11 protein-coding genes and 1 tRNA gene are annotated in these 12102 nt (G+C 58.8%); 7 read left to right on the top strand and 5 right to left on the bottom strand.

The window, feature by feature from the left end:
• Positions 1-15 precede the first annotated feature (15 nt).
• Positions 16-1089 carry a transposase gene (locus AC6HU3_RS08310; protein ID WP_497473307.1) on the bottom strand — a complete coding sequence of 358 codons (1074 nt, stop codon included), beginning with the start codon at positions 1087-1089 and terminating at the stop codon, positions 16-18.
• A gap of 220 nt (positions 1090-1309) precedes the next feature.
• On the opposite strand from AC6HU3_RS08310, the gene AC6HU3_RS08305 reads away from it, so the two are divergent.
• From AC6HU3_RS08305 to AC6HU3_RS08280, 6 genes are all read left to right on the top strand, one after another.
• Positions 1310-3298 carry a DUF5916 domain-containing protein gene (locus tag AC6HU3_RS08305; RefSeq protein ID WP_497473306.1) on the top strand — a complete coding sequence of 663 codons (1989 nt, stop codon included), beginning with the start codon at positions 1310-1312 and terminating at the stop codon, positions 3296-3298.
• A complete protein-coding gene (locus tag AC6HU3_RS08300) occupies positions 3295-4158 on the top strand; it encodes a DMT family transporter (RefSeq protein ID WP_497473305.1) in 864 nt (287 codons plus the stop codon). The genes AC6HU3_RS08305 and AC6HU3_RS08300 overlap by 4 nt, the downstream gene beginning before the upstream one ends.
• Positions 4155-4865, top strand: coding sequence for a biotin--[acetyl-CoA-carboxylase] ligase (locus AC6HU3_RS08295; RefSeq protein ID WP_497473304.1), 711 nt, complete (start codon positions 4155-4157; stop codon positions 4863-4865). Before AC6HU3_RS08300 ends, AC6HU3_RS08295 begins: the two co-directional genes overlap by 4 nt.
• 279 nt (positions 4866-5144) lie before the next feature.
• Positions 5145-6002, top strand: a complete 858-nt coding sequence (locus AC6HU3_RS08290) for a hypothetical protein (RefSeq protein WP_497473303.1) — start codon at positions 5145-5147, stop codon at positions 6000-6002.
• Between the two features lie 9 nt (positions 6003-6011).
• Entirely contained in the window at positions 6012-7763 is a 1752-nt protein-coding gene (locus AC6HU3_RS08285) for an acyl-CoA dehydrogenase FadE (protein WP_497536306.1), read from the top strand.
• The gene (locus tag AC6HU3_RS08280; RefSeq protein WP_497473302.1) at positions 7763-8260 is read left to right on the top strand and encodes an acyl-CoA carboxylase biotin carboxyl carrier protein subunit; all 498 of its coding nucleotides are present in this window, start codon (positions 7763-7765) and stop codon (positions 8258-8260) included. Before AC6HU3_RS08285 ends, AC6HU3_RS08280 begins: the two co-directional genes overlap by 1 nt.
• 63 nt (positions 8261-8323) lie before the next feature.
• Here AC6HU3_RS08280 and AC6HU3_RS08275 read toward each other — a convergent pair whose 3' ends face one another.
• Together AC6HU3_RS08275 and AC6HU3_RS08270 are read right to left on the bottom strand one after the other, a co-directional pair.
• Positions 8324-8542 carry a cold shock domain-containing protein gene (locus tag AC6HU3_RS08275; protein ID WP_497473301.1) on the bottom strand — a complete coding sequence of 73 codons (219 nt, stop codon included), beginning with the start codon at positions 8540-8542 and terminating at the stop codon, positions 8324-8326.
• A 64-nt stretch (positions 8543-8606) separates the two neighbouring features.
• Positions 8607-8681: transfer RNA gene (locus AC6HU3_RS08270), tRNA-Gly, on the bottom strand.
• Between the two features lie 162 nt (positions 8682-8843).
• On the opposite strand from AC6HU3_RS08270, the gene AC6HU3_RS08265 reads away from it, so the two are divergent.
• Complete coding sequence (locus AC6HU3_RS08265; RefSeq protein ID WP_497473300.1) at positions 8844-10409, top strand: hypothetical protein; 1566 nt, start codon at positions 8844-8846, stop codon at positions 10407-10409.
• Between the two features lie 237 nt (positions 10410-10646).
• On the opposite strand, the gene AC6HU3_RS08260 is transcribed toward AC6HU3_RS08265, so the two are convergent.
• Positions 10647-11093 (bottom strand): type IV pilin protein, encoded by a 447-nt coding sequence (locus AC6HU3_RS08260; RefSeq protein ID WP_497473299.1) that lies wholly within the window; start codon positions 11091-11093, stop codon positions 10647-10649.
• 162 nt (positions 11094-11255) lie between these two features.
• Complete coding sequence (locus tag AC6HU3_RS08255) at positions 11256-12089, bottom strand: DUF8196 domain-containing protein (protein WP_497473298.1); 834 nt, start codon at positions 12087-12089, stop codon at positions 11256-11258.
• Positions 12090-12102: the final 13 nt, after the last annotated feature.

Raw genomic sequence — 12102 nt, 5'->3', positions numbered from 1 at the left:
AGCTTCATCTGAAGTTCACCCATGAGTTCGGACACCTGGGTAGATGGATTGGATGAACGTGTGGTGCGCACGTTGAATCAAGGATCTCCATTCTTTGGGTGGCAATCGCCATTTCTTCTCAAGCAGGACAAAAGGCCCGGAGAAGCGTTTCCATCTTGCAGAGCCTGTACGACGGAGAAGTTCCTGACGCACCTCTCCTCCAAGAAGCAGCACAATGCCGTAGACCAGGAGCATAAATCCTACCAGCTTTTCCATCACCGCTTGTTTCTTGCTCATCACATCTCCCAACCCCAGCAGGCTTTTCATGTCCCGGAACGATTCCTCAATCTCCATCCGCCTGCGGTACAACCGCAGCGCTTCTTCAGGCTCCAGTGTGGTCATCAGCCACAGGGGTTCCTTCTGACCCCACTCCCACACCCCGATAACGTTGACCTCCACTTCCCCACGGTATCGCAGCCCCCGAAAGACCACTTTTTCTCCAACAGGATATGTGAGACGGACCTTCCGCCCTCGGGCATCCAGAAAAACGGGAGGGTGGGATCCCATTCTCAAGCGGATCACGAAATTCATCCCCGCTTCCCGCAGATGGCGCAGGAGAGTCGTATAGCTGAATTCCCGGTCCATCACAAGGGGACGATTTCCAATGAGCTCCTTCCAGGAAAGAAGCGTCTGGATGTGGACGGCATTTCGTGAGCTTCCCGTATCTTTGAAGGTTCTTGAAGAGAAGGTGGTCATGGCAAAGGGGATGGCGCGTCCTCGCAGAGGGGCGGCGAGAACGAGGAGCCAGAAGCCGCGGGTTTTGCCATCTTTCAGGGTTCCGACGTATTCTGTCTTGCGGGCCTGGGGTCTTTCGATTTCGGTGACGTCAGCGATCACGAAGGGAGCGGTTTCGGGGAAAAGCCTCCAGAGGGTTTCATGGGGATTAAAATGTTCGAGGAAGCGCTGGATACGCTTATACGCGGCGCTTTCAGAAACGCCTTTCATCTTGCGAGCCATGGAAGAGATACGGAGTGACCGGGCGTCCAGGAGAGCATATCCGATTTCCGTTGCTCGTTCTGCAAAGCGAGGATCCGGAAAAAGAACTTGCATGAACGACTTCAGGGGTATAAACTTCCTCATGGGGATCCTCCTTTCTTTTCGTTGTTTCTTGTTCAGCAGGGAAAGTATACAGCTTTCCCCCGGAGGATCCCCACCTCCCTTTCACTCCTGTCCGAACTCTTGTCCGGAGGTTAGCAGCTTCATCCGTTGAAGGTTCTTTCCTGACCGTATAGCATGAAAGACCTGCACCCTGGAACCAAGGAGTGAGATCATGGACACCCTCCTTCTGGTGATCCCTTATCTGGCAGGTCCCGTCCACCTGGATGGACGGCTGGATGAGGCCGTCTGGACGCATGCGCCCACCCTCCAGACCCATCATGTCCTGATCCCGGAAGAGGGCGCCTCACCGCGGGGCGTGGCCACCGTTCGCCTCTTCCACGATGGGACACATTTATATATCGGTGCCCAGCTTCCCGCGCCCTATGGCATCCGGGCGGAAAACCTCCAGCGAGACCAGGCGCACAGGGGAATGGATGATCTTTTCGAGATCGTGATCGGTCTCCCGCCGGCTCCTTTTTCCCGGGGCTATGCTTTTGCCGTGAACCCTGCCGGTGCCCTGTCCGACGCCCAGATCACCCAGAACACCGATCGCTCCTATCGCTGGGACGCGGACTGGCAGGTCGCGGTCTCTCGGGAGAATGACACCGTCTGGACGGTGGAGCTCGCCCTTCCCCTTTCCTCCCTCGCCCTGCCCGCCACCTTCGGTCTCCAGGTTTTCCACCGGATGAGCCTGCCCGCCGAAGAGGGGTATGTCCAGCTGTCCGCCTGGCATCCCGTTTCCATTCTGCGCTACCGGGAACTGAACACCCTGCCGCCCGTACGCCTCGAACACATGACCCGTTCCAGGTGGAGTGGAACCCTTCTTCCCACCTTCACGCTGGTGTATGCCCATCCCTTCGTCCCCCTCGATTACCATGTTCTTCGGTGGGGTGGGGACAGCCTGGCGCAATACCGCATCGGCATGGACCTCACCCTTCAGGGACCCGGGCTCCGCCTTGCCGCCACCCTCCTTCCCGACTTCGCCAATGTGGAGGTGGACGTCCCCGAGATCCTGGAAGACCCCTATGCCCTGCTGTATCTCCCGGAAAAGCGCCCCTTTTTCTATGAGGGCCTGGACTTTTTCAACACCTACCTTCGCCCTCTCTATACCCGGCGCTTCCTGAGCGTGGATGCCGCGGTGAAAGCCGAAAGGGAAGGCACGGATCGGTTCCAGGGATTCTGGGTGCGGGACCGGGAACTCGGCGATGTGGGAGGGCTTGCGTGGGGTCGGGAGGGTGTCTGGAGCCCCCGACTGGGCGTGGTCCTCGCCGACAGCGTGCTTGCCTTCTCAAGCATCCGCTACAGCCGGAGCAGCCGGTCTTTTCGCATGGAGCTGGGTGGCACCGACCGGGGAGGCTTTGGGGTGTATACGGGAGCAGGCCTTCGATATCAGCAAAACCTCCACGAAACCTGGGCCTTTTTCTGGGCGCAGCATCTTTCCCGGAGACTGGAATTTCCCACCCTCTTCCGGACCTACAGCGGAGATGTGACCAACGGGGGCATCCACACCGGCGTCCGGCTCGAATGGCCCCGGAACGTCTGGAAAAACGTGACCCTCGGGACCGATCTCCTCTGGGGGGATCTTCGCGAGGGCGACACGGTGATCCGCTTCCTCCGCCCGGAACTGTTCTTCCGAACCACCCCCGTGCATCCATGGTTTGTGGGGCTTTCTTACCGCTTCTATGGCCTTGCCGCGACCACCCCGAACGGGACCGACCGGAGCACCTATTACGCCTTTGGTGGTTTTCGGACCGGTCTGTTTTTCACCGGAGGTCGAAATCTCCAACTCAAGATCGAACGGGGACATGAAGGGGGAACGCCGATGTGGCGAGCGCAGATGGAAGCCGAATGGGCCACCGGCCCCTTTGACCTGGGCGGGGAGATCACCGAATGGCGGAGCAACGACTTTGTGACAGCCCTCAAGCGCACCGCATCCCTCCAGATCTCCTTCCGGCACGACCGGCTGTATGTCAAAACCCTTCTCCAGCATGCCCTGGATCCCTCCGGATGGTTCCCCTATCTGGAACTCCAGACCATCCTTTCCCTGGAATGGGGTGGGCGGAGCCGTCTCTTCCTGGTGCTCCATCCGCTGGTTCGGCAAAAGGGCAAGCCTGTGGAAATGCAGGGAGCGTTCAAAATCGCCTACGCCTACACGCTATGACGACAGGTGTTGAAAACCGCCGTGTCCGGATCGGCGCACTGGTGCTGGCGGCTTTTTTCTGGAGCACCTCTTTTCCGGCCATCCGTCTGGGTCTGGATTCCTGGAGCCCCCTCACCTTTGCCTTCTGGCGGTTCTTCGTCGCCAGCCTGCTGCTTCCTCTCTTCATGCGCTGGATTCCCTTCCGGCGGGGAGCCTGGACTGACCGATCCCTTCTTCTCCTTGCCCTCCTGAACACCCTGGGCTACGCCTTCCAGTTCATCGGTCAGCAGTTCACCCTGGCCAGCCGAACCGCCCTTCTCATCAACCTGTATGTGCTGTGGATTCCCCTTCTCCAGACCTTCTGGCTGCGCACACCCCCATCCCGCACCCAGCTTCTGGCCCTCATTCCTGCCCTTGCGGGCCTTGTTCTCCTGTCCACCCCCCTTTCTCCCGAGATCTTCACGGGAGACCTCCTGATCCTGGGGGCGTCCTGGGTGTGGGCGGTGTATATCCTGGTTCTCAAAAAGAGCCTGGCACGCTTTCATCCCGTGGAAATCAACGGGGTGATCTTTGCCTGGACCGCACTCCTGTTCATCCCCTTCGCCCTGATGGAAGCCCGTCCCTTCTGGGTTGGGACGCCGGTAGCCATCGGGGTGGTGATCCATCTGGCGGTGGTGTGCACCTGGATGGCCTATCTTCTCTACACCTGGGGCCTGGAAGGCATCACCCCTTTCCTTTCCTCCCTGGTTCTTCTCCTTGAGGTGGTGTTTGCCTGGGTGCTTTCGGTTGCGATGTTTGGAGAAACCTGGACATGGCAGCATCTTCTGGGGGCCCTGCTCCTTCTCGGGGGTGTGGCCCTTGCCACCCGGGAGCCAGCATGAACAGACCGATCTGGGACCTGTTTGTCCTGGTGGAGTCCTGTGGATCCACCAACGACCTGGCGTTTGCATATCTCGACAAGAGGGTGGACCGGGTGGCGGTCATGGCCCGGCGAATGGAACAGGGGCGGGGACGGGCGGGGCATGCCTGGGTGGCCCCTCCAGGAGGGCTCTGGCTTTCGGTGGGCATCTCTCGCATGCCTGTGGAAGAGGCGCTCCTGCTTTCCTTTTATGGCCCCCTCGCGGTGGTGGACGTGCTGGAGGAACGGGGGCTTGCCCCCCGGATTCGCATTCCCAACGACGTGTATCTCGCGGGGCGAAAGGTTGCAGGGGTGCTGGTGGAACGCAGGAACACCCACACGGTGCTGGGCGTGGGACTGAACGTGACCAACCCCCTGCCGGGAGATCTGGAGCAAAAGGCCTGCAAGCTCGCCGATTTCGGGGTGGTCCTGCCGCCCCTCCATCTGGCCTATGCCTTCCTGGACCGTTTGAGCGATCTCCTTTCCCGTCTCCATGATCCCGGGCTCCTTGAGGCATGGAAAGCCCGGCTGGATGAGGTTCGATCCTTTCGGGGCTATATTTCCGGGGAGCCTGTGGCTGGAAGGGTTCTGGACGTTCTCTCCCCCCACGCCCTCAAGGTGGTCTTCCAGGATGGCAGGACCGAAGAAATCCCCCTCCATCTCCTGCACGACCTTGTGTGGGAGGGATGAACATCCCCAAAAACACCCCGACGATTTCCTGAACAATTTGCAAAGACATGCGAAAAGGCCTCGCGGGGAAACCGCAGATTCTTCCACAGGCATGACGGCGAGGGTGCCCAAACACACCAACGGACCTCCGGATTTCAATTGACCGTTCGGTTCCGCCGGCATAAAGTATCCATGATATGTCCTGCGCCTGTTCCAAACACCTGGTCACCCTTCCGGGTGGATCACCCATAAGATAATGGTCCTTTGGGGGTTTTCGCGTCTCCAAACCAGAGGTTGAACATGGGCAAACGATCCAGGCTCCTCCCCTTTCTGATGCTGGCCCTTCTTTCCGCCAAATGCACGGCACCCACAACCCCTGGACCCATGACCCCACCGTTTCAGATTCACCTTCTCGTCCAGGGAACCGGACTTTATACGCGCCTGCAGATGATCCCTATCGCGCCGTCCTGGTATGACCGGACCCTCGACACCTCGGCCCTTCGCGTGATCTACCGGTGGAAGGCACCGGATGGGACTGAAGAGACCGACACCATCCGGTGGGCCACGGTGAGGCAGATCGGACTCCCGTATGAAATTCCGACCTGGGAGGCCTACGGGTATCTTGCTCACGTACCCCACTTCGGAGATCGGACCGATGTGGAACTCCTTATCGAAGCGGATGTGAAGTATCGCCTCCGGGGGACTTTCCGTCTCCCCCAGCCTCTCCAGTCCATCACGCCGGCAGAGACCACCCTGACGGTTCCCCTCCCGGAAGATCTGGTCCTCCGGTGGGAGCCCCATGACTCCGGTGTGTCGCCCTATCTGCTCTGGAATTTTTACTGTGCAGACAGCACCACATCCGTGTTGCTCTTTGGAGACACCCTTCTTCCAGCGGGCGCCAGCCTGTTCACCCTCCCGGCCGAAACCCTCAACGCATACGTCACTCGGCTCACACCACCCTATGTATCCTGTGCCCTGAATGGCGGCATCGCACCCCTCACGATCGCGCCGCTGGCAGGTGCCTCTATTCCAGTAACCCTTCAGGCCATCCAGCCCTGGATATCCTTCTACATCGAATTCCGTCCTGCGTCCCAGGCGCTGGAACCTTCGGGACGAGGTCTGTACAATCCTTATCACCAGGTCACGAAAGGAGGTTGAACCATGTCCATGGCAGAAGAACGGCTCCACAAAAAGGGCGGTGGATTTCTCCTTTCTGCCACACCGGCAGAAGAGGTGATGACCCCGGAGGATTTTAACGAAGAGCAGCGGATGATCGCCCAGACCGCCCGGGACTTCATGGAAAAGGAGGTCCTCCCCCACGCGGAGAAACTGGAGAAGCAGGATTTTGAACTTCTGCGGGGACTCATGCAGAAAGCCGGCGAACTGGGCCTTCTGGGGGCGGATGTGCCGGAGGCCTATGGCGGGCTGGGACTGGACAAGGTGAGCTCCATGCTCATCGCGGAGAACGTTTCGGTGGAAGGGTCCTTCGGCGCCACCTGGGGCGCCCACACCGGGATCGGAACCCTGCCCATCGTCTTTTTCGGCACAGAGGACCAGAAGCAAAAATATCTCCCCAAACTCGCCACCGGGGAATGGATCGGTGCCTATGCCCTCACCGAACCCCATGCCGGTTCGGACGCCATGAACATCAAAACGAAGGCCGTGAAATCCGAAGACGGGAAATACTGGCTTCTCACCGGGCAGAAACAGTTCATCACCAACGCGGGACTCGCCGAAATCTTCACGGTTTTCGCCAAGGTGGACGGAGAGCACTTCACCGGCTTCCTGATGGAGCGGAACACCCCCGGGCTCACCATTGGAGAAGAAGAGAAGAAGATGGGGGTGAAGGGCTCCTCCACCCGTGCCCTTTTCCTGGAGAAGGCGCAGATCCCGCTGGAAAACGTGCTGGGTGAGATCGGCAAGGGCCACCGGATCGCCTTCGGGATCCTGAACATCGGGCGCTACAAACTCGGCGTGGCCGCCGTCGGTGCCGCGAAACGGGCACTTCAAAACGCCGTCCAGTATGCGGCTGAACGCACCGCCTTCGGCAAACCCATCCTCCAGTTCCCCCTGATCCAGCAGAAAATCGGCCGGATGGCGCTGGAGATCTTCGTCACCGAAAGCATGGCCTATCGCCTGGCGGGCCTGATGGACGAAGCCCTGGAGGTGATTGAAGATCCCCTGAAGGCCGTGGCCGAATTTGCCGTGGAGAGCTCCATCCTGAAAGTCTATGGCTCGGAAATGCTGGACTTCGCGGTGGATGAAACCGTGCAAATCTACGGTGGATACGGCTTCATTGAGGAATATCCGGCGGCCCGGGCCTATCGGGATGCCCGGATCAACCGGATCTGGGAGGGAACCAACGAGATCAACCGGATGCTCATCCCCGGCATGCTGCTGCGCAAAGCCATGAAAGGGGAACTTCCCCTCATGCCCGCCGTGGCGAAGGTGGCCGGGGAGGTGATCACCTACACGCCTCAGCCCGGAACGGGCGACTTCGGCGAAGAAGAAGAGGCCCTGAACGTCCTGAAGAAAATCACCCTGATGGTGGCCGGGCTGGCTGCCCAGAAGTTCGGGGAGGCCCTGGAGGAAGAGCAGGAAATCCTGGCCGCCCTGGCGGACCTCACCATGTGGGTGTACGGTGTGGAAAGCACCCTCCTGCGCGTGCAGAAACACCATGCAGGGGATGATCTCGTGCGGGGCATGCTCCGGTATTACACCGGACTCCGCCTGAAACAGGCCGCCCTGCTCGCTGAGGAAATCCTCTCCTCCATCAAAGAGGGGGACGAACTCCGGATGCTCCTTTCAGCCCTGCGGAAGTTCACCCGCTGGTATCTTCTCCCCTCTTCCCGGGAGATGCTGCGGGCCGTGGCCGAACGGGTGGCGGAACGGGGCATTTATCCCTGGAGCGGATACTGATGTGGTATGTGGATCGGGATGGCGAGGAGATCCCGGTTCACCTTCGACCGGAAGGGGAGGGTTTCCGGGCCCGGGTGGGATCCTCTGAGGCACCGGTTCGGGTCAAAGCCCTGAAACCGGACTTTTTTGAGGTTGAGATCGGAGAACGGCGGATGGTGGTGTTCCGCACCCCGGAGCGCCTGGAGATCCTGGCGCCTTTCCGGGCCTGGCTCCGTCCCCTGCCCCTCTCCTCGGTGCCCCGGGCATTCCGGAACCTCCGTCAGGCACCCTCCCGCCTCCGGATCACCGCCCCGATGACGGGGCGGGTGGTGGAGGTGAACGTCCGGCCCGGCGAGGACGTGGCAGAGGGGGACCTGCTTCTTGTGATGGAGGCCATGAAGATGCGGAACGAAATCCGGGCGTCCATGGCCGGGCAGGTTCTCCGGGTGGAGGTGGAGGAGGGGAGTGTGGTGGACCGGGGTGATCTTCTTGTGGAAATCGAGCGAAAGGAAGCCTGAAATCGGGGTCAAAAAACAACGCGGGGGGCGATGCCCCCCGCGTTTTATTTTCGCCGTCGTTTGTCAGTAGGAAACGACGCGAACGTTCTGTGCCTTGGGACCGCGGGGCGTGTCCGTTACCTCAAACTCCACCCGCTGCCCCTCCTCGAGGGTGCGGTAGCCCATCTGGCCCGTGATGTCGGAGAAGTGCACGAACACTTCCCCCTGACCGTCTTCCCGGGTGATGAACCCGTAGCCCTTCCGGGCGTTGAACCACTTCACCGTGCCATACAGCTTACTCATGAGACAACCTCCAAACAACTCCTCCCACATGGGGAGTACGGCCCTGGATCAGGGGGGAAATGGGTGGAGCGGGCGACGGGATTCGAACCCGCGACCCTCAGCTTGGGAAGCTGATGCTCTACCCCTGAGCTACGCCCGCCCTGATCTTCGTTCACGGAAAAAGTATACGCGCCCGGAGATGGGATGTCAAGATGGCGCATCGGTCCTCTGGAGACACGCACGAAGGTTGAAAATTCGCGGGGGGGGGGTATTATCATTGCCGTTAACTGTGGGTTCATACTTCAAAACAGGAGGATGGGGCATGTCCAGACTCATGATGCTCCTCACAATCGTGGGGCTCGCGGTCCCTCTCCAGGGCCAGACCTGGGAGCGCTTTATAAATCCCTGCGGAGGGCTTGCTGCGCCCGGGGGTGTGGCCAGTTTAGCCGATGGTAGGGTGTTCGTTGGGCTATGGGTGGACAATGCATCTCCTACCCAATACTGCCCAAGTGGTCTGTATGACAACGCGGTTTTCGTTTTCCTTACAGAAGATGGGATGCTTGACGGTGTGATTGTCACAAACGTCGGAATCGACCCTCTTCAAGATCCCGACACGATCGTACCCATGTACCCCTATCCTACGCAGGACGCTGGTCTATGGGTAGTCTTAAGAGACGGAGACGCACGTGTTTTACGGGTCTGGAAAATTGCACGTGATGGCACAGTCCAACGCGAATACCTTATTTCTTCTCTATCCTTAATAGATGCGGTGATGGACGCTTCCGAAAACCTGGTTGTCCTCACATCGGATTCCGTTTTCAAATTTTCTCCTACGAGCCTTCAATGGGCTCGTCCCGTTCCTTCTGTGTTCTTCGGTAACCCATCTCGGGTTGCTGTGAACGAAAATGGCGAGGTTTTCGTCGGCGGCGGGATTCAATCTTCTGCTTGGCCTTATAACAACCACCCCTCTGTATGTCACTTTACTTCTGATGGTGCGTATACTGGTTGCGTTATGGGCCGTTATCCAGGGGCAGTCCCAAAGGACATTGTCGCGATAGAAAACCATGCCTACGCCCTTGCGAATGCTGGATGGGATACCACAGGAGCCGGAAACATCACTTCAGACGACATATACATCTTTGATGCAGATTTCTCCACGGCATCCTTGGGGTGGGATGTGTGGGTTGATGACACGCTACAGGGCATCTGGTTCCAGGACATCCCGTTGGGGCTTACAATGGAGGGAAGCTACCTGTACGCCATTGCGGCAAGCCATCATCCCCACACTACTCCAAACGCTTTTACAACCTATGTTACCGTAGATCGGCTCTCTGGCGGCGTTGTCAGGGTCGTCCGCGACACAGGAAGAAATCTTCCAGATCATAATCCATACGGCGTTTATCGCCCCATCCAAGCCCATCCCACGGATGGAAGAATTTACGCTGTACACAGGGATTATACGAACCCTCGAAAAATGCGTTTAATCCGGCTAAGCCCATCCGGCCTGCCCGAACAGGTCTGGATCGTGGATTCTGCAATCACTCACGGTCTTGCCCTGGATCATTTTTCCTCTAATGGATGGATTTACCTCTTCGGCTCACATAGTGACACATCCGGAGTCCTACTTGCCCAATTTCCACGTTTCACTCTCCCCATATGCCGCAAGTGTCAAATTGACCGTCTTCAACCCAGCGACGGCGCAATTTCCCTTTCCAGTCTGAATCGCTCTGGCGAAAGGTTTGTGGTGTTTGACCCGGTGGGACGGTCTCTGGGTATCTTTGAGGGGAGAGATCTTGCGAAAAAACTCGGTCGGGGATTGTTCTGGCTTCAGCCCCTCACCCCCGAGGGGAAAGCGTCCTCACGGCGTCTTCGCCTTGTGATCCCCTGATCGGGGAAGATCCCGTAACCCCGTAGAGGGCGGGGGCTTCGCCCCCGCCCTTTTGTTTGCAAATTGCTCTGAGATATTGCAGAACATCGGTGTGAAGTATTCACGGGAGCTAAGCCCCACCGTTGCAATACGCCAAATCACTATAGAAACGCCCGGTGGCGGGTGCGATTTGGGGTTGTAAAAAACACCGCGGGGGGCCTTCCGGCCCCCCCGCGTGCAGGAATCGGGAACCTGCAATTAGAACCCTGTATACTCCCCGGTACAGGAGTTATACGAAGCACTCCACGTTCCCAGCTGAGAATGCGTTCCCTGAATGATGTACTGGGGTCCTCCATTACACGCAGTAGCGTCATAAGTAAAGTTCAGCGTCACGTTCCGAGAGACACGAATTGCATCATTGACCACGTTCCCGTCACTGTCTTCGAGATCGCAGGGCGAAGTAGCAAAAGTACAAGACCCTCCGTTGAGGGTTACATCAGGGTACTGCCCATAATCCGCGGTGAACGCCTCGATGGCGCTGACCGCATTCCGGATGTCACTCCGGACGGCGTTCCGATAGGCGCTCTGACGATAGCGCGCGAACTGCGGCAGCGCGATGGCCGCCAGGATGGCGATGATCGCCACCACGACCAGGAGCTCCACCAGCGTGAAGCCCCGATTCCCTTTGTTGTGGAACTTCCTCATGGCTCCGACCTCCTTTTGGGTTTGTTGAGCCCTTGTTTTCAAAGATCCAGCCAGACATCTGCCTTCCTGCAAAACCATTGCCAGAATGAAATCGGCTTCAAGAGCGGGGTTTTCATGACGAAGCCTTTGAAAGATGCAAAGTGCGTTTGCATCCTGCAAACCTCACTGCCACTCAAAACTCTGGATCACCCGGATGCCTGCCCGCTCCGCGGCCTCAAGGAGCGCCTTCCGGGCGAAATGACACACCAGAACCGGCACCGCCCGAACGCCATACGCTTCCTCCACCACCCTGGCCGCCTCCTCCACCTGCGCAAGTTTGGAAAAATCATCCAGCCGGAGCACCGCCTCCCCGACCACCATCACCTCTTCTCCGTTCTGACGCGCCCGGGCAAGGAGGTTCACCTCCTTCCCATCCACCTCCGTCCGGATCATCCGCTCCACCACCTCAATCCCAAAACGCTTTTTGAGAAGACCCGGAAGATAACGGTACGCTTCGTTCTCCAGGGCATACGCAACCGACCGGGAGAGCCCACCCACCTGTCGCTGAAGACGCTCCAGCACCCCCGTAAGGCGCTCCACCACCTCCTCCAGCCGCAAAAGACGCTCTTCCGTCTTCTTCTGCGCTTCGGCAAGCTCGGCAACCGTTTCCTCCAGCCGTGTCAGACGTTCCTCTGCCTTCTTTTGCGCCTCTGCGAGTTGCTCAACCGTCTTTTCCAGCTGCGTCAGACGCTCTTCTGTCTTCTTCTGTGCTTCGGCAAGCCCGGCAACCGTCTCCTCCAGCCTCGTCAGACGTTCTTCTGCCTTCTTCTGCGCTTCCGCAAGTTTCGAAAGAGCCTCTTCCACCCTTGAAAACCACGATCTCGCCTCATCCCGAAAAGACTCCAGCATCCTCCGGGTGGCAAACTCCTGATCCAGCTCCTCCACCACCTCCATCAGCACCCCCCGGAGGCGCTCATCCTCAATCTCCATCAACCGCTTCAGCACCGACGCCCGCATGCGTTTTCTCCTT

It is taken from the genome of Caldifarcimen microaerophilum, from assembly GCF_055387105.1.
This window is presented reverse-complemented; position numbering and strand designations above follow the sequence as displayed.